Below are 17211 nucleotides of genomic sequence, written 5' to 3' on the forward strand. Positions count from 1 at the left end.
CGACGCCGGTGCCGGCGCCCGGGCCGCCGCCGCGCGCCCCCCGCGCCGCGTCGCAGTCCATCGTGACCCGGCATCTGGACGGTTCGGTGGAGGTGGTCACCGACCTCGACGGCGACGGTGTCGCCGACATCGTCCAGATCGACGTGGACGGCGACGGGGTTCCGGACATCACCTACGTGGACAGTGACGGCGACGGCCGGCTGGACACCGTGCTGCGTGACCCGGGCGCGGTCGGCGCCCACCGGGGCGCCTGACCGGCCGTTCGGCTCAGAGCTTCGCCATCACCTCGCTGGCCACCAGCTCGAGGTGCGCCAGGTCGGAGAGGTCCAACACCTGGAGGTAGATGCGCTGGCTGCCGGCCTCCGCGTAACGGCCGATGGTGTCGAGGACCTCGGCGGGCGTGCCGGCGGCCCCGTTGGCGCGCAGTTCGTCCGGTTCGCGGCCGATGGCGGCGGCCCGGCGGGCCACCTCGGCGTCGTCGCGCCCGCAGCAGAGCACCAACGCGTTGGACCAGGTCATCTCGGCCGGGTCGCGCCCGATCTCGGCGCACGCCGCGCGGACGCGGTCGAACTGCGCCACCGTGTCCGCCACGGACGCGAACGGCAGGTTGAACTCGTCGGCGTAGCGGGCGGCCAGCCGAGGGGTGCGCTTCGGCCCCATCCCGCCGAGCAGGATCGGCGGGCGGGGCTGCTGGACCGGCTTGGGCAGGGCGGGTGAGTCGACGATCGGGTAGTACCGGCCGTCGTACCGGAACCGCTCCCCCGCCGGCGTCGCCCAGAGCCCCGTGATGACCGCGAGCTGCTCCTCCAGGCGGTCGAACCGCTCCCCCAGCGCCGGGAACGGCATCCCGTACGCGGTGTGCTCGTCGGCGTACCAGCCGGTGCCGATGCCCAGCTCAACCCGGCCGCCGCTCATCTGGTCGACCTGCGCCACGGTGATCGCGAGCGGGCCCGGCAGCCGGAAGGTGGCGGCGGTCATCAACGTGCCGAGCCGGATCCGGCTGGTGTCCCGGGCCAGGCCCGCCAGGGTGGTCCAGGCGTCGGTGGGGCCGGGTTCGCCGCTGACGTCGCCCATCTTCAGGTAGTGGTCGGATCGGAAGAACGCTCCGTAGCCGGCGTCCTCGGCGCAGCGGGCCACGGCGAGCAACTGGTCGTAGCTGGCGCCCTGCTGGGGTTCGGTGAAGATCCGCAGTTCCATGATCCGAGCATAGGCAGCCGGGCCCGTCGCCGCTGCCAGCCGGGCCGACCGGTGCCCCGGCCGGCCCGGCGACCGGTCAGACGTAGGGTCGGGTGGCGTACGCGGTGCGCAACGCCGCCAACCCGGCGGCCTTGGGCGAGAGGGTGCCCCACCCGGAGTTGAAGTAGTTGGTCCGCACGATTCGCGGTCCGCGCTCGGCGTTGAGCTGCGCGATGGCCGCCGGGACGCTGGCGATCCAGCCCGGCTGGTTCGGGATCTCGGCGGATCGCACCCCCCACTCGGCGATGATCACAGGCCGGGACAGCGCCACCGGTCCGAGGTCCGCGACCGCCCAGTCCTTGGTGCGGCGGAACCGGGACAGCGCGGTGTGGCTGGCGCTGGTCCCGTAGGCGTTCCACTGGAGGAAGTCCAGCCGGGACATCAGCGACTCCGGGTGGGTGCGCTGGAAGCAGGCCCGGTCGAAGCCGCCCGACCCGATTGAGAACGTGGTGCCGGGAGGCAGCGTCCGCGCCTTGAACCAGACAAGGATGTAGTTCATCGCCTGCACGGCCCGCGCGTCCGACTCGGCCCAGGTGTACGCCTTGCCGTCCTCGGTGGTGCCGAACTCGTGATCGGTGTCCAACTCCGAGGCGAGTTGGATGTTCACCCCGAAGCCGAGCAACCGGTACTGCGCCAGGGCACGGTGGAGCAACCCGTCACACTGGCCCTTGAGCACCTGGCCGTACCCGTACGCCTTGGGCCAGGTGGTGCCGGGGCGCTGCTGGATGGTCATCGACGGCGCCGGCACGGTGTAATCGGTGACGTCCACCCGGAAGCTCTGCGGCCCGGTGTTCGCGGCGCCGTAGTGCTTCAGTTCCAGCACCATGTTCATCTGCACCCCGGCCTTGCCCAGGTTGATCAGCCAGGGCCGGTTGTAGCCGGGAAAGATGTAGCCGTCGGCGAAGCTGCGGTACTGGGTGAGCGAGCGGAAGTTGCCACCGGCCATGTCGGCCGTCGGATCGGCACCCCCGGAGAGGTAGTAGCCACCGAGCACCGGCTGGCTCAGGGCGTAGTCGGCAACGGCCGTCGCGCTGTGTCCGGCGGAGTCACGGACCTGGACGGTGACGCGCGGCATCATGCCACCGCTCGGTATTCGGCCCGCGCGCCGTTGTCGGAGACCCGGGTCCAGGTACGCCCGGAGTCGTCGCTGACGGTCACGGTGAGTGGGTCGATGACGGCGGTGACCTTGACCGGTGCGCTGCTGTTGCCCTGCGCGTCGGTGACGACGATGGTGACGGTCAACGGTTTGGTGTCGGCGTCGGAGTAGGTGACGGTCAGCAGCATCTGGTCACCCGGTGCGTACACGGATGCGCTGAGGGCTGCGGTCGCGATGGGAATGGCCATGTCGGACCCTCTCTGCTCTGGTCGCCAGGGTCGGGCGTGCGAAAACGCGACGCCGGCCCCGGGCGGAGTCCACGGTGGCGGAGGCCGGCAGGCGTGAATGCGGCGGCGCGGCCGCGAAGCGGCGGGAGCCTGGCTGCCGGGGTGATGACGTCCTTGTCCGGGTGGGCGGTGACATCGCTACGGGCGCCCGCAGCGGTGGAGGCAGGCTGGGCCGGGGCGGACGATGCTGTCCGCGCCGTGCCCGAGGAATGGGATGTGGCCCGACATCCGTCCGCCTCTTCTCCTGCCTTAACAGTGCTCTACCAGGGGCTTTACCGTCTTGTCCGGTTTGCGACAGTGCTGGCGGCTCGCCCATGAACGGGCAATCCGGTAAACGCGCCGCCGCCCTGTCCACCGAGGAACGGCGTCGTGGCCCACTGCCTGTCGTGACGACGGCGCGACCACCTGGCGCCCAGCGAGGCACGGTAGCTTGGTGATCATGGCGGGCTGGGAGCTTCGACCCGCCTCGATGGCGGACGTCGAGGCGGTGGCAGAGCTGCGCGCGCTGGTGCTGCGGGCGGATCTGGAACGACTGGGGCGGTACGACGAGGAGCGCGTGCGGCAGCGCCTGCGCGACGGTTTCGTGCCGGCGTACACCTGGGTTGTCGAGGTGGACGGCGCGTTCGCGGGCTGCGTGGCGCTGCGGCCGGCCGCGGACGCCCACTGGCTGGAGCATTTCTACCTGGCCCCGCACCTACAGGGCAGCGGCATCGGCACGGCAGTGCTGCGCGGGCTGCTGGAGCGGTGCGACCGCGCCGGCGCGCTCGTCCGGCTGAACGTGTTGCACGCCTCGCCGCAGTGTCAATGTACCGTTGACACGTGACGGCTGAGCTGGCTCGGTTGGCCGAGGTTCGCGCGACCCGCGCCGGGCTGGACGAGCAGGAGTTGGATCTCATCGACCGGGCGCGCCACGACGGCGCGACGTGGGCGCAGATAGCGACGGCGTTGGGTCTCGGCAGTCGGCAGGCCGCCGAGCAGCGTCGTCACCGCCTGGTGGCGGCGCGGCGGTCCCGTCGGCAGCGCCTCGACCTTGTCCTCCCGCCGCAGATCGTGACACTGCGGACCGCCGTGGCGGATCTCGAACGGTGGATCGCCGCGGACCGACGGTGGGACCGCCGGTTTCGTCGGGCGGCGCTCGTCCGCAGCACTGTGGACGTCGCCCTGGACGCGGCGCCGGGCTCGCTGTACGCGTTGGCCCTGCACCTCGTCGCCGATCTGGCCGAAGCGGGCGAGGAGCTGCCGCCACCGGTCCGGTCCGCCGCGGCGAAGCTCACCGCCGTCCTGTCAACCAGTCGTTGACAGGCCGGCACGAGTATTGCCCCGATCAGGCTCAACATTCAGGGTATGAGTCATCCCGACTCAACCTGGAGGGCTCATGCGCCGTAACGCGGGGCTGTTCGTGGCGATCTCGCTCCTGTCCGGTTTCGGCAGCAGCGCGATGTCCCTGGTCGCCGGCATCTGGATCCTGGACCTGACCGGCTCCACCGGCCTCGCGGCACTCGCCGGCCTCTGCGTGTACGCCCCGGTCCTCGCCGGCCCGTGGCTGGGCGCGGTGTTGGACCGGGCGCCCCGGCGCCCGCTGGTCATCGCCGTCAACCTCGTGCTGGCCGCGGTCCTGCTGACACTGTTCGCGGTCCGGGGACCTGGGCAGACCTGGCTGATCTTCGCCGTCTCGTGCGCGTACGGCGTCAGCTACGTCCTGATCGACGCCGGCGAAAGCGCGCTGCTGCCGTCCGCGCTGCCGCCGTCGCAACTCGGCGACGTCAACGGGTGGCGCTCAAGCGCGCAGGAAGGTATGAAACTGATCGCTCCGCTGGCCGGCGCGGGCCTCTACGCCTGGCTCGGCGGTCACGCGGTCGTCGTCCTCAGCGCGGCGGCGCCGGTCCTGGTCGCCACCCTGTACGCGGCCGTCCGCCTGCGCCGGACGCCACCCCACCAGCTGACCCGGCCGGACCACGGTTTGCGGGCCGGCATCTCGATCCTGTCCCGGCAGCGGGCGACGCGCGTACCGGTGGCGCTCGCCGCCGCGTCGATCGCCATGTCCGGCTTCACGACCGCGGCGATCTACACGATCGTCGTCTCGGAGCTGCGCCTACCGACGACGTTCCTCGGGGTGCTGGCCAGCGCTCAGGGCGCCGGTTCCATCGTCGGTGGACTGGTCGTCGGGCGGCTCATCAGCCGGTGGGGCACGGTCGGCGTCGGCATGGCCGGGACGGTGCTGTTCGCCCTCGGCTGCCTGGCGCGTTGCCTGCCGTGGTGGCCGGTCACGGTCGCCGGCGCCGTCCTCGCCGGCGTCGGCCTGCCCTGGACCCTGGTCGCCGCGGTGACCGCCGTGCAGACGCACACGCCGGCACCGCTGCTGGGTCGGATCTCCGCGACCGCCAACACGGCGATGTTCGGGCCTCTCGTGGTGGCGATCCCCCTCGGCTCCGCGGCCGTCCACCTCGGCGCCCGCCCACCGCTCATCGCCGCCGTGGTGATCTGCCTGACGGCCGTGGCCGCCACGTCGTACCGCCCGCTGTCCCGGCAGAACCCGGAAACACCGGCCACGCGCGACCGCCGTCGCAGGGCACGTCGACGCGGCTTGCCGCGCCCAGGGGCCTGCCACGTGCCGCCACATCCACTTGGCGCCAAACGACGCGACGAGCGTGGATACAGTCGACCCATGCCGCTCAGTACGGACGAGGTCGAGTTGTTCGAGCGCTCCAGGGCCCGCCTGGAGGCGATCGCCTACCGTCTGCTGGGCTCGGCGAGCGACGCGGAGGACGCGGTCCAGGACACATTCCTGCGCTGGCAGGCCGCCGACCGAAAGCACGTCGAGACGCCCCAGGCGTGGCTGACGAAGGTGCTCACCAACCTGTGCCTCAACCAGCTCACCTCGGCGCGCGCCAGGCGGGAGACCTATGTGGGCACGTGGCTGCCCGAGCCGGTCCTCGCCGGGGACCGGATGCTCGGCCCGGTCGACACCGTCGAGCAGCGCGAATCGGTGTCGATGGCGGTGCTCACCCTGATGGAGCGGTTGTCGCCCAACGAGCGCGCGGTGTACGTGCTGCGCGAGGCCTTCGGTTACCCGCACAACGAGATCGCCGACATCCTGGGCGTCACCGAGTCGAACTGCCAGCAGATCTACCGGCGCGCCAAGCAGCACGTCGCCGCCGGCCGTGCCCGCGCCGAGGTCGACGGAGCCGCCGCGCGGAAGATCGTCGAGGAGTTTCTCGCCGCCGCTACCACCGGCGAGACCCAGCGGCTGGTCGAGCTGCTGACCGACGACGTGACGAGCATCGGCGACGGCGGGGGCAAGATCCCGGCCCGGACCGCGCCGGTCGTCGGCGCGCTGGCGGTGGCGAAGTTCCTGCGTGGCCTGTTCAAGCCCAGCGACGTCAAGCGGGACCTGGTGGGCGGCAGCCCCGCCCTCCACGCCGCGACCGTCAACGGCGGCCCGGCGGTGGTGGTCGTGGTCGACGACCGGGTCGTCGGCGTCATGACCCTGAAGGTGACGCCGGAGGGCGTCGCGGACATCCGCAGCCAGGTCAACCCCGACAAACTCGAACGGTTCACCCGCCACTGGTCCACCTCCGAGCACGGGGAACCCCTCATCCAGGTCTGGTGACCCAGGTCTCAGCCGACTCCTGTCAGCAATCGCGCCGCTGTCCGGTTCAGGAAGCGACCACGACCGAGACAGGAGTGCCACCATGAAGCACCGCATCGTCGTCCTCGGGGCCGGATACGCCGGAGCCACCGCCGCCGGTCGCCTCGCCCGGCGGCTGCACCCGGACGACACCGAGATCACCGTCGTCAACGCCGACGCCGACTTCGTCGAGCGGGTCCGCATGCACCAGCTCGCCGCCGGGCAGGGTCTCAAGCGCCACGAGCTGAGCCAGGTGTACGCGGGCACCGGCGTGCGGGTCCGCCTGGCGCGGGTCACCGCCGTCGACGTCGACCGCCGGACCGTCGCGCTCGTCGACGGGAACGGCGCCGACGAGCTGGCGTACGACACCCTGGTCTACGCCCTCGGCAGCGCCGCCGCCGACCACGGCGTGGCGGGCGTCGCCGAGCACGCGTACGACATCGCCGGCCGGCCGTCGGCGCTGCGGCTGCGCGACCGCCTCGCCCAGCTCGCCGCCGGTGGGACGGTGCTCGTCGTCGGCGGCGGTCTCACCGGCCTCGAAGCGGTCACCGAGATCGCCGAGGCCCGGCCCGACCTCGACGTCGCGCTCGCCACCCGGGGCGGCCTCGGTGACTGGCTCAACGAGAAGGCTCAGCGGCACCTGCGCGGCGTCGTCGAGCGGCTCGGCATCACCGTCCACGAGCACACCGACATCGCACGGGTCGACGCGACCGGCGCGGTCACCGGCGACGGCCGGATGATCCCGGCCCAGGTGACCGTGTGGACGGCCGGCTTCGCCGTCCACCCCATCGCCGCCGCCACGACCCTGACGGTCGCGGCGACCGGGCAGATCATCGTCGATTCCACGATGCGCTCGGTCTCACACCCGGAGGTGTACGTCGTCGGCGACGCCGGACTCGCCGACGGGCCGGGCGGCAAGCCGCTGCGGATGTCCTGCGCCTCGGGCGTCCCGATGGCGTGGCAGGCCGCCGACGCCATCGCCGCGCGCCTGACCGGTCAAAAGAAGATCCCGAAGGCCCCGCTGCGCTACTTCAACCAGTGCATCAGCCTCGGCCGCCGCGACGGCATCATCCAGTACGTCACCGCCGACGACCGGGCCAAGCCGTCCCTCATCACCGGGAAGCTGGCGGCCCGGTACAAGGAGTTCGTCTGCAAGGGCGCCGCCTGGGGCGTCTCCCACCCGGTGCTGTACCCGGTGCGCCGCCGCCGCATCGTCGCGCCCCGGACGGAGACCGTCGCGACGATGTCGTGACCACGCAGCTTGCGGCCTCAGCGGTCGGAGCCGCACAGTGCCGCGTCGACGGTCTTGTTCACCTCGGCGAGCATCTGCTCGCTGGTCGGCAGGCCGGTCACCGCGACGACTGCGCTCCGGCCGTCCCGGGTGGCCAGGTTGCGGGTCTCGAAGCCCTGGATGTCACCGCCGTGACCCCAGGCGTAGCCGCCGCAGGAAAGCTCGAACCGGGCGATGCCCAGCCCGTACTCGTACTCGCCGGTCGGCTCGAACCCGGGCGCGGGCACGGTCGTCATCATGGCCACCTGCTGCGCGGGCTTGAGCAGCCTGCCGCCCACCAGCGCGTCGAAGAAGGCCCGCAGCTCGTCCGGCGTCGAGACCAGTTGGCCGGCGGACCAGCCCAGGGACGGGTCCATCTCGGTGACGTCCACCCACGGGGCGCCCGGCGCCACCGCGACGTAGCCCTGCGGGTGACTGCCGCGAAGCCGCTGTTCCCCGACGCCCGGCCAGTAGGTGTCGCGCAGACCGAGGGGTTTGATGATGCGGTTGGTGATCTCCTCGCCGATCGGGCGTTCGGTGACCTGCTCGACGATGAGGCCGGCGAGAACGTAGTTGGTGTTGCTGTACTCCCACCTCTCGCCCGGCGCGAAGTGCGGTGCGCTGGTGAGCGCGGCGTCCACCAGCCGGCGTGGCTCGTAGTACGAGTGGCTCTTGTCGATCAGGTCCTGCGACCTGGTGAACAGCACGTCGTCGTAGTCGGCCAGGCCGCTCGTCTGCCCCAGCAGCTGACGTACGGTGATCTTGCTGCCGTCGTTGCCGTTGCCGCGCACGACGCCGGGCAGGTAGTGCTCGACGGTCGCGTCCAGGTCGATACGGCCCTCACCCACCAGGTGCAGGACGACCACCGCGGTGAAGGTCTTGGTGTTGCTGCCGATGCGGACCTGGCCGTCGCGGGGAACCGGGCGGTGCGTCTGGAGGTCGCCCACCCCCGCGGTGTAGTCACGGACCCGCCCGCCGGTCCCCCGCACGGAGGCGAGCACGCCGGGAAAGCCGTCCTCGCTGACCAGGCGATCCAGTCGCTGCTGCACGGCGTCGCGCGGGCCGGCGGGTCGACTGGTCTCGGCGTCGGCGAACGCCGAGGGGCCGGTCAGGGCGGCGCCGACGGCGACGGCGGCCAACGCGCCGGCTGCCACCCGCATGCTTCGACGGCGGCGGACCGGATCGCTCGATCTCCTGGGCATGGTGACTCCTCGGTATCGGAAACGCTTGACCCCATCAATGGTTCAAGAAGCCCGATACCGGGGCGATCCCCTCTGCTGCCCTCCTGCGGTACAGCCTGCGCTACCCCAGCACCGACATCGACGCAGCGGTCGGGCGGGCTCGTGGCGCTGTGCGCCTGCCCCGACCGCCGGGCCCGCCCAAGAGAGACATTCGCCTCGTGCCCGAATCCGAGCCAGATGACGATCAAGTCGACGAAGATTGTCCCCGTGACGAGCAACAACGCGCACCGGGGATGGTCCACCAGAACGGCCTGGGAGGGCCGGTTCAACGCTCCGCTGCGCGCGTTCCTGCGCACCGAGACCGGTGGCGCGAGGGTGGTTCTGGTCGCCGCGGTGGTGGCTCTCGTGTGGGCCAACCTGGACGTGTCGTCGTACGAGTCGGTCTGGAGCACCTCGTTTTCGGTCCAGCTTGGTGACTGGCCCGTGTCACACGACCTGCGTTACTGGGTCAACAGCGGCCTCATGACGTTCTTCTTCCTGGTCGCGGGGCTGGAGTTACGCCGGGAGTTCGACATCGGCGAGCTGCGGGAGCGGCGTCGACTGGCATTGCCGATGCTGGCCGGGTTCGGCGGCATGCTCCTGCCGATCGCAATCTATCTCGCGATCAACGCCGGGCATCCCACAGCTGCGGGCTGGGGTGCGGTGATGTCCACGGACACGGCGCTCGCGCTCGGCGCGTTGGCCGTGTTCGGGCCGCGGTTCTCGGATCGGCTGCGGGGTTTCCTGCTGACCGTCGCCGTCGTCGACGACGTTGTCGCGATCGCGGTGCTGGCGATCGCCTATCCGGAACATCCCTCGCCGACGGCGTTGGTCGTCGCGGCGGCGATCTTCGGCGCTGTCCTGCTGCTCCGCGGCTGCGGCGTGCGGTTCGGACCGTTCTACGCGCTGCTGGGGGTGGCGGCCTGGCTCGCCGTCTCGGAGTCCGGCGTCGATCCGGTCGCCGTGGGCCTGGTGATGGGGTTGCTGACGTACGCGTACGCACCCGGCCGCAGCGACCTGCAGCGGGCGAGCGATCAGTTCCGCCTCTTCCGGGAACAGCCCACCCCGCAGCTCGCTGTCATGGCCCGGGCCGGACTCATTTCGGCGCTGTCGCCGAACGAACGGCTGCAGAACCTCTACCACCCGTGGGCGAGCTACGTGATCGTGCCGCTCTTCGCACTGGCGAACGCCGGGATCGTGATCGACGGCGAGCTTCTGTCCAGGGCCGTGACCTCCCCGGTGACGCTCGGCGTCGTGGTCGCGTACGTCGTCGGCAAGCCGGCGGGAATCGTGGCCACCTCGTGGCTGGTGGCCCGGCTGAGCGGCAACCGGTTCCGGCCCCCCGTCGGCTGGCTTGCCGTCGCCGGGGTCGGCACGGTCTCCGGTATCGGGTTCACCGTCGCGCTCCTCATCGCCACCCATGCCCTCAGCGGCCCCGCCCTGGACGAAGCGAAGCTCGGCATCATCATCGCGACGCTTGGTGCGTCCCTCGTCACCTGGCTGGTGTTCCGCTCGGCCGGGCGACTCTCGCCGGGACGGCGTGCGCGCGCGCTGCTGGGCGTCGCCGAGGGGATCGTCGACCTGACGCTGCCGGTCGATCCACAGCGCGACCACGTGCGCGGTCCGCGTGAGGCGCCGGTGACGGTCGTGGAGTACGGCGACTTCGAGTGTCCCTACTGTGGGCAGGCCGAGCCGGTGGTCCGGGAACTGCTGGCCGACTTCGCCAACGTCCGCTACGTCTGGCGACACCTGCCGCTCACCGACGTCCACCCGCATGCCCAACTCGCCGCCGAAGCGGCGGAGGCCGCGGGCGAGCAGGGCGCGTTCTGGCAGATGCACGATCTGCTTCTCGCACACCAGAACGCGCTGAGTCCCACCGACGTGCTCGGCTATGCCGCGCAGCTCGGCCTGAACCTCGACGGGTTCCGGGAGCACATGGCGCAGCGGATGGGCGTCGACCGGATCGCCGAGGACGTCGACTCCGCCGACCTCAGCGGCGTCACCGGCACCCCGACATTCTTCATCAATGGCCGGCGCCACCACGGCGCATACGACATCGCCGCACTCTCGGCGGCGGTGAAGGCGGCGTTCGCCGGCGCCAGGCTGCGCCCCGAGTACCACCCTCGGGATCCCGGGCGTCGCGAGGGCGGGCCCGCGAGCTGACCGCGCGGGAGGAGGTGTTGGTCGGTGCCTTTGAAGCTGAATCGTTTGCGACACCAGCTCCAAAGGCAGCCCGACACCCTCGCGGCCCTCCGCACGACGATGCGGCCCGCCACCCGATTCAGCCCAGGACAGCTGACTCGCCGGCTTGCGCGTACGAGCGAGGACGCCGGCCAGGTCGCTCATGTCCGTCACGATCGCGTCCGCACCGGCGGCACGTTCAGGGAACGAGCGTGACCTCCACCAACCGACTCCAGCTCGTCTCCGCGCCCTCCCGAGCCGCCTCCTGCTCGGGCTGGTCACGACGCAACGCCAGGTCGGCCACCCCGACGAGCACCTGCGCGATCAGGGGCGCATGCCCCGTCTCGGTGGCCGTCCGGAAGGCCGCGACGCGGTGTGCGTGGGCCTCGTCGAGGTCCTCGGCAACGTAGCCGAGCAGGTCATGTACCACCGCGCGGACGTACGCCCGTTCGGCGTCCGCACCCAGCATCGCCAACGCGACGTCGAGTTGCCGGTGTGCCTGCTCGGCGTCGCCACGCCAGCGAGCGAGATCGGCCTTCGCCAGCGCCAACTCCGCCAACGCGTGCGGCCAGGAGACGCGTTCCGCGTACCGCTGCGCCTCCGCCATGGCGGCCGCGCTCGATTCCGCGTCGCCCAGCAGCCAGTACAACTGGGCCTGCCGCGACCGCATCGACACGACATCCTCGTTGGCGCCGACCTCCGTGACGACCGCGATGGCCTGTGCGTAGTACTCACAGGCGCCGGCGAACTCACCGCGCATCGCGATCCGATTCGCCAGCTCGGTCAGGGCGAACGACGTCCCCCACCGGTCGCCGAGCGCGCGGAACTCGGCGAGCGCCGTCTCGAGGTACGCGTCCGCGTCCCGGCCGTCATGGCCCAGCACGATGCGCAACCTGCCGAGGTGCAGTCGGGCGAGGGCGCGTAGCCAGGGGTCCTCGTCGGTGAGCAGCTGTTCGAACGCGGGCATGGCCGCGTCCGGCGCGTGTAACAGGCGTTCCAGTGCGGCGACGAACCGCAGTGCCCGGTGATGCCTCGGGACGCGCCGGCTGATCTCGTAGGCCTTGCGGATCCACTCCTCGGCCTGGTGCTGATCGCCCGGCCCCCAGGTCGCGAGGTCACGGACAGACCGGCCAGCGTGTACGCCGGCGTGCACGGCACGCGCGTACACCACGGCTCGGCTCTCGTCGGCCACCTCGCCCGGCAGGGCGGTTACCGCCATGATCAGCTCGTTGCCTTCCGCCTTGTGCCCGCCGAGCCACCAGTACCAGCCGGCGGCGGCGGCGAGCCGCATCGCCTCGTCTGCCTCGCCGGCCCCGATCGCGCCGCGCATCGCGGCACCGATGTTGTCGTGCTCGGCCTCGAGCGTGGCAAGCCACTTTAGTTGCTCCGCGCGGTAGAGATGCGGTTCCGCGGCCTCGACGAGTTCGGTGAAGTACGCGAGGTGCGCGCGGCGGGCCAGATCCGATTCTCCCGCCTCGGCGAGACGCTGCCCGGCGTACTCCTTGATCGTGCCGAGCATCCGGTAGCGCGGCGCCCTGCCGCCCTCGATGAGCACCAGCGACTTCTCGGTCAGCGCCGTCAGCAGATCGAACACGTGACCCGTCTCGACGGTGTCGCCGACGCAGACCCGCTCGGCCGCGTCCAGGCTCGCGCCACCGGAGAACACCGAGAGCCTGTGCAGCACCACTCGTTCGGCGTCGGAGAGCAGCTCCCAGCTCCAGTCGATCACCGCACGCAGCGTCCGGTGCCGCGGCAACGCGGTACGGCTACCGCCGGTCAGCAGGCGGAACCGGTCGTCGAGCCGGTCGGCGAGCTGATCGAGGGACATCGTGCGCAATCTGGCCGCGGCGAGTTCGATCGCCAGTGGCATCCCGTCCAGCGCTCGGCAGACACGCGCCATGGTCGCCAACGTGGTGGCGTCGGCGGCGAGATCCTTGCGCACCGCGCTGGCCCGGTCCCGCAGCAGCCGGACGGCGGGAGCGGACTCGATCTCGCCCGGGTCCGCGTCCTGGGCGGGCAGGACCAACGGCGCGACCGGCCACAACGATTCACCGGTGATGCCGAGCGGTTCCGCGCAGCCGGGACACCAGACGGTGCAAGGCATTCGTGGCGTCGGCAGGCGGGCGTTCACCCCAGATCCAGTCGACGAGCGTCGCCTTGGGAATCACGCGTCCAGGGTCGAGCGCGAGGGCGATCAGGAGCCCACGCAGCCGCGCGCCCGGCACGTCGGCGACTGCGCCATCGTCCGTACGAACCTCGAACGGACCGAGCATCCCGATCTTCACCCAGTAGATCTTGCCATGGGCTACCAGCAGGCATCGATGCGCTGACGCCCCCTCCGTAGCGAGGCAAGGTCTCCGCGGAATTTGCCCCATAGCGCCCGACGGATGGGATCAAACCTTACGCTCAGTGACGCCGAACCGGTCACCCTGGCCGTGATGTCGGCGCTGCTCGGCTACACCCTCCGAGCGGCGTTGCTGCGCCGCGCAAGCCGCGACTTCCGCCACCTGTTCCCGCATCTGCCCCAGCGGTCCGGCTGCAACAATCAGCTACGGGCCGCGTCCGGACTGATCACTGGCATGATCCGGATGCTGGCGACCGACACGTCGCTGTGGGGCGACGACGCGTGGGCGGTCGACTCGACGCCCGTTGGCTGCGGCTGCTGGAGGGAGACGGCCAAACGCGCGGACCTGGCCGGCCGGGGCCAGTACGGTTACTGTGCGTCAAATCTTCGGAGCCGTCCCGCGCCCATCGACATCGCCGCAACAACCGGAGGCACTGACATGAATCGTCTAGAGGGCCGCGCTGCACTCGTCACAGGCTCGACGAGCGGAATTGGGCGCGGTGTGGCGGAGGCGATGGCCCGCGAGGGCGCCGTCGTCGTCGTGACCGGACTCGGCCCGGAGCTCGGTGCTCGGGTCGTCGACGGAATCGTCGCGGAGGGCGGCACCGCCCACTACGTCGAGGCAGACCTTTCTGCGGGCGGCTCCGAGGTCCGCCGCCTCGCGCAGGAGGCGACGGCCCTGGCGGGTCGGCCGATCGACATCCTGGTGAACAATGCGGCCTTTCTCGTGCCGCCTCACCCCATGACAGAGTCGACCGAGGAACAGATCGACCAGGTGCTGGAGGTCAACGTCAAGGCTCCGTACCTTCTGACGGCGGCCCTGGTGCCCGGCATGGTGGAGCACGGCGGCGGCTCGGTGATCAACATCGGCTCGATCGGCGGCGTAGACGGAATCAAGTTCACCTCGCTGTACGGCGCCAGCAAGGCTGGCTTGCACTCCCTGACGAGGTCGTGGGCCGCGGAGCTGGCCGCCGACGGTGTGCGGGTGAACACCGTCGCTCCCGGACCGACCATCACCGAGGGGAACGAAGACCTTCGTCCCCTCCTGGAGACGCTCGCCGAGGGCAACCCGGACCGGCGTACGGGCACCGTGCAGGATACCGCCGCGGCCGTGATCTTCCTCGCCAGTGAAGAGGCGTCACACATCCACGGTGTACTCCTCCCCGTGGATGGCGGGGCCCTCGCGATCTGAGAGGTCGGTTACGGAGACTAGGTCTGTTCCGGGGCGAGAGTAGGCGGAGCTGATCACGGTCGGTTTGTCGGCGGTGAACCCGGCTGCGGCGAGCGCGCGCAGCGTGCTGCGGGTTTCGCTTGATGGGGCGGGCGGGACTCGAACCCGCGACCGAGGGATTACGAGATCAAACTGCCCCATCACGCCGACCTGGCTACATGCCGACCTAGCAGCGCATACATCTCTCGGCATTTCACACCACTTCCCCGCTGCCGGCCGGCCTCTTGCAAATACCGAGCAACCAGCGCCGGCATGGCAGTGCGTTTGCGGGCACGACCGCAGCCAGTTCCGCATGCGGCAATCTCGCTCACTCCGGCATCGGCAGGCACGGAAGGGCTGGCGCACATAAGGTGTGCCCGAACGGCGACCTTCGCGAGACTATGACGGAGCAGGATATGGACCAAGGCACCCGCGACGAGATGCTCGGCCGCCTGGCTGCGGCAGTCGGGTCCATCACAGTCGCACACCCGACGCGGGTTGCCATCGACGGACCGCCCGCCGCCGGCAAGACCACCCTCGCCGACGAACTGGCCGCCGTCCTGCTCACACAGGGCCGCGACGTCATCCGGGCGACGATCGACGATTTTCTCTTCCCCCGGGCACAGCGCTATCCGCGCGGCGAGTACTCGGCCGAAGGCTGCTACTTCGACACCCACAACTACGACGCGCTGAAGCGGGTTCTGCTCGATCCGCTCGGCCCGGGTGGAGATCGACGCTTCCAACACACGGTCTACGACCGCACCGCGGATACGGCGCTGTCCCCGCCGGTCACGACTGCCCCCGCCGACGCCGTGCTGATCTTCGACGGCGTCTTCCTGATGCGCCCGGAACTGATTGATCGCTGGGACCTGCGCATCTTCGTGTCGACGGCACTCGAGAAGACCGTGGATCGTGCCGTGATCCGAGAGCGCCGGGTGTTATCTCGAGCTGACGTCGAACGGCGCTGGCGCGAGCGTTACATCCCCTCCCAGCAGCTCTATCTCGCTACGGTCCGCCCGACCCATCACGCCAACATCGTCGTGCACAACGACGAGCCCCAGCAGCCGGCCTGGGAGACCCGAACACACTGAACGCACCAATTCGGCAGACCCGCACGTCCCGAAACGCACTGATGTGCTCCAGGCTTCATCGCGCGGTCGCGCATCACCTGGCGGAGCTGCGTCGCACAGCAGCTGTCGGATCACAACACCGCCAAAGGGCTAGCCGAGCGGCATCCGAGCGACGACTTGCCATTCGTACATGTGCCGGTCTCGGTGCATCTCGGTCAGATCAACGTGGCTGATCGAGACGGTGGACCAGGTGGCGGACCGCCTCGACCGGGCGGCGAGTCGTGCTGCTGCGGACTCAGTGCGGACCGAGGGTGTCGGCCCGGACCTCGACGCGGTTCGCCCGGGTCGTCGACAGCATGACTGACCAGGGAAACGGCCGGTGGGCCGGAGGTACCACCATGCGAACCACATCGCCACGATCGCCGGTAATCCGCTGCCGCTGACTTCGTCCAGCTCACGGGCACCGGGCGGTGCCCGATGAACCCGACCCGCCCGTCCAAACCGCCGATGCGGTTCACCGATGCGGAAAAGATCAACCCGTTCCAACTCCTTCTCGATCTTCAAGAGAATGCCGCGGCTCGGACGCCGGAATCCGGACGCGTTGCCGTCCTGGCGGAGCTGGCGTTGTCCGCTGCGATGGTGTCCTGCTGGACTCACTGGCAACCCTCGATGATCCACACCGCGCTGTGCGCTGGCGTGGACCTGACGGACACCGCGAAAGCGACCGGTCTCGACGCGGGCGAAGTCGTCGACCGTTGGCGGCGATGGGTCGATGTCCAGACGGGGTTGGACATCGGCGGACGTCCGTCCGTGGACCCCGTCGAGGTTCACGCCATCGAGCGACGGCTCGGGCAGGGGGTGGTTCGATGACGCCGACCCGGCTTGCCCGAGACGTGAGCACGGTGGCGGTGGCCGGAATTGCTGCCTGGTCGTCGTGGAGTCACATGGTCGCCGTGGCGTTGAGGTTCGGTGAGCGTCCCGAGGTCGCCTACGTACTTCCGCTGTCGGTTGACGGGATGCTGGTCGTCGCGTCGGCGGCCATGGTCGAGGACAAGCGCGCCGGCCGGAGGGTGCGCTGGTCAGCCCGGACGGCGTTCGCGGTCGGGGTAGCGGCCAGCGTGGCGGCGAACATCGCCGCCGCCGAGCCGAGCCTCGGTGCGCGGATAGTGGCGGCGTGGCCAGCGGTGGCGTTGCTGCTGGTCGTGGAGATGCTGACCAGAGCGCAACCGGCCTCGGGCAAAGACCATCGAGCTTCAGACACCACCCAGCCGCTCGCCTCTGAGGCTGCGTCTGTTCCACCACTGAAGTCGCTTCCGATGAACGTCGTGACTGAGGCGAACGAGGCGCAGCTGGCTGGGGCCGCCGACGGTCCGGCGACGAGCCAGGTGTCGGTGCCCCTCCGGCGAACCGGGCGACGCAAGCGGATGACGGGACGCGCTGAGCGGACGGCAGACGTTGTGGCCCGGCTGCGTGCCGAGCGTCCCCAGGCCAGCCTGGCGGAGTTGGCTTTGGCCGCAGGCGTGTCCGAACGTCATGTCCGACGCCTTGTGACGGAAGAGCTTGTGGACGGACAGCCGGCAAAGAGTCCACCTTGACGTGCTGATGACCTTGGAGCGGCCTCCCAAAGTTCCGGTTCGCCCCTCTCCGGCCTTACGAAATACGGCTTCGG

Annotated in this window: 15 protein-coding genes and 2 pseudogenes; 11 read left to right on the forward strand and 6 right to left on the reverse strand. The window is 70.5% G+C overall.

Annotated features, from left to right (window positions below):
* Positions 1-254: pseudogene (locus JNW91_RS04190) on the forward strand (hypothetical protein); the annotation flags it as partial.
* 13 nt (positions 255-267) lie between these two features.
* Here JNW91_RS04190 and JNW91_RS04195 read toward each other — a convergent pair.
* The 3 genes from JNW91_RS04195 to JNW91_RS04205 form a co-directional block, all read right to left on the reverse strand.
* Positions 268-1197 carry an LLM class F420-dependent oxidoreductase gene (locus JNW91_RS04195; RefSeq protein WP_203173623.1) on the reverse strand — a complete coding sequence of 310 codons (930 nt, stop codon included), beginning with the start codon at positions 1195-1197 and terminating at the stop codon, positions 268-270.
* Between the two features lie 76 nt (positions 1198-1273).
* Entirely contained in the window at positions 1274-2311 is a 1038-nt protein-coding gene (locus JNW91_RS04200) for a hypothetical protein (RefSeq protein WP_203173624.1), read from the reverse strand.
* Positions 2311-2580 carry a hypothetical protein gene (locus tag JNW91_RS04205; RefSeq protein ID WP_203173625.1) on the reverse strand — a complete coding sequence of 90 codons (270 nt, stop codon included), beginning with the start codon at positions 2578-2580 and terminating at the stop codon, positions 2311-2313. Before JNW91_RS04205 ends, JNW91_RS04200 begins: the two co-directional genes overlap by 1 nt.
* A 478-nt stretch (positions 2581-3058) precedes the next feature.
* On the opposite strand from JNW91_RS04205, the gene JNW91_RS04210 reads away from it, so the two are divergent.
* From JNW91_RS04210 to JNW91_RS04230, 5 genes and pseudogenes are all read left to right on the forward strand, one after another.
* Positions 3059-3442: a GNAT family N-acetyltransferase gene (locus JNW91_RS04210; protein WP_203173626.1), complete on the forward strand. Its 384-nt coding sequence runs from the start codon at positions 3059-3061 to the stop codon at positions 3440-3442.
* A complete protein-coding gene (locus tag JNW91_RS04215; RefSeq protein ID WP_203173627.1) occupies positions 3439-3918 on the forward strand; it encodes a hypothetical protein in 480 nt (159 codons plus the stop codon). The genes JNW91_RS04210 and JNW91_RS04215 overlap by 4 nt, the downstream gene beginning before the upstream one ends.
* A 76-nt stretch (positions 3919-3994) precedes the next feature.
* Positions 3995-5251 (forward strand): annotated as a pseudogene (locus JNW91_RS04220) (MFS transporter); the annotation flags it as partial.
* Positions 5228-6229: an RNA polymerase sigma-70 factor gene (locus JNW91_RS04225; RefSeq protein ID WP_309244220.1), complete on the forward strand. Its 1002-nt coding sequence runs from the start codon at positions 5228-5230 to the stop codon at positions 6227-6229. The pseudogene JNW91_RS04220 and the gene JNW91_RS04225, both read left to right, overlap by 24 nt.
* An 82-nt stretch (positions 6230-6311) precedes the next feature.
* The gene (locus JNW91_RS04230; RefSeq protein WP_203173628.1) at positions 6312-7499 is read left to right on the forward strand and encodes an NAD(P)/FAD-dependent oxidoreductase; all 1188 of its coding nucleotides are present in this window, start codon (positions 6312-6314) and stop codon (positions 7497-7499) included.
* 17 nt (positions 7500-7516) lie between these two features.
* Here the strand turns inward: JNW91_RS04230 and JNW91_RS04235 are convergent, their stop codons facing one another.
* Complete coding sequence (locus tag JNW91_RS04235) at positions 7517-8719, reverse strand: serine hydrolase domain-containing protein (protein ID WP_203173629.1); 1203 nt, start codon at positions 8717-8719, stop codon at positions 7517-7519.
* Positions 8720-8965: 246 nt separating this feature from the next.
* Here JNW91_RS04235 and JNW91_RS04240 point away from each other — a divergent pair, with 246 nt between their 5' ends.
* A complete protein-coding gene (locus JNW91_RS04240) occupies positions 8966-10900 on the forward strand; it encodes a Na+/H+ antiporter NhaA (RefSeq protein WP_407664251.1) in 1935 nt (644 codons plus the stop codon).
* A 217-nt stretch (positions 10901-11117) separates the two neighbouring features.
* Here JNW91_RS04240 and JNW91_RS04245 read toward each other — a convergent pair whose 3' ends face one another.
* Both JNW91_RS04245 and JNW91_RS31800 read right to left on the reverse strand, forming a co-directional pair.
* The gene (locus tag JNW91_RS04245) at positions 11118-12944 is read right to left on the reverse strand and encodes an ATP-binding protein (protein ID WP_238424337.1); all 1827 of its coding nucleotides are present in this window, start codon (positions 12942-12944) and stop codon (positions 11118-11120) included.
* A gap of 22 nt (positions 12945-12966) precedes the next feature.
* A complete protein-coding gene (locus tag JNW91_RS31800; RefSeq protein ID WP_309244217.1) occupies positions 12967-13203 on the reverse strand; it encodes an AfsR/SARP family transcriptional regulator in 237 nt (78 codons plus the stop codon).
* A gap of 153 nt (positions 13204-13356) precedes the next feature.
* Here JNW91_RS31800 and JNW91_RS04250 point away from each other — a divergent pair, with 153 nt between their 5' ends.
* From JNW91_RS04250 to JNW91_RS04265, 4 genes are all read left to right on the forward strand, one after another.
* Complete coding sequence (locus tag JNW91_RS04250) at positions 13357-14454, forward strand: SDR family oxidoreductase (RefSeq protein WP_203173631.1); 1098 nt, start codon at positions 13357-13359, stop codon at positions 14452-14454.
* Between the two features lie 434 nt (positions 14455-14888).
* Positions 14889-15563, forward strand: coding sequence for a cytidylate kinase family protein (locus tag JNW91_RS04255; protein WP_203173632.1), 675 nt, complete (start codon positions 14889-14891; stop codon positions 15561-15563).
* 456 nt (positions 15564-16019) lie between these two features.
* Positions 16020-16412: a hypothetical protein gene (locus JNW91_RS04260; protein WP_203173633.1), complete on the forward strand. Its 393-nt coding sequence runs from the start codon at positions 16020-16022 to the stop codon at positions 16410-16412.
* On the forward strand, positions 16409-17137 hold the full coding sequence (locus tag JNW91_RS04265) for a DUF2637 domain-containing protein (RefSeq protein WP_203173634.1): 729 nt from the start codon (positions 16409-16411) through the stop codon (positions 17135-17137). The genes JNW91_RS04260 and JNW91_RS04265 overlap by 4 nt, the downstream gene beginning before the upstream one ends.
* Positions 17138-17211 lie beyond the last annotated feature (74 nt).

It is taken from the genome of Micromonospora parastrephiae, from assembly GCF_016802865.1.
Lineage (GTDB): Bacteria > Actinomycetota > Actinomycetes > Mycobacteriales > Micromonosporaceae > Micromonospora > Micromonospora parastrephiae.

Coding starts and splice junctions, on each gene's coding strand:
- JNW91_RS04195 (WP_203173623.1), bottom strand. CDS start 1,197: ATGGAACTGCGGATCTTCACCGAACCCCAGCAGGGCGCCAGCTACGAC.
- JNW91_RS04200 (WP_203173624.1), bottom strand. CDS start 2,311: ATGCCGCGCGTCACCGTCCAGGTCCGTGACTCCGCCGGACACAGCGCG.
- JNW91_RS04205 (WP_203173625.1), bottom strand. CDS start 2,580: ATGGCCATTCCCATCGCGACCGCAGCCCTCAGCGCATCCGTGTACGCA.
- JNW91_RS04210 (WP_203173626.1), top strand. CDS start 3,059: ATGGCGGGCTGGGAGCTTCGACCCGCCTCGATGGCGGACGTCGAGGCG.
- JNW91_RS04230 (WP_203173628.1), top strand. CDS start 6,312: ATGAAGCACCGCATCGTCGTCCTCGGGGCCGGATACGCCGGAGCCACC.
- JNW91_RS04235 (WP_203173629.1), bottom strand. CDS start 8,719: ATGCCCAGGAGATCGAGCGATCCGGTCCGCCGCCGTCGAAGCATGCGG.
- JNW91_RS04250 (WP_203173631.1), top strand. CDS start 13,357: ATGTCGGCGCTGCTCGGCTACACCCTCCGAGCGGCGTTGCTGCGCCGC.
- JNW91_RS04255 (WP_203173632.1), top strand. CDS start 14,889: ATGGACCAAGGCACCCGCGACGAGATGCTCGGCCGCCTGGCTGCGGCA.
- JNW91_RS04260 (WP_203173633.1), top strand. CDS start 16,020: ATGAACCCGACCCGCCCGTCCAAACCGCCGATGCGGTTCACCGATGCG.
- JNW91_RS04265 (WP_203173634.1), top strand. CDS start 16,409: ATGACGCCGACCCGGCTTGCCCGAGACGTGAGCACGGTGGCGGTGGCC.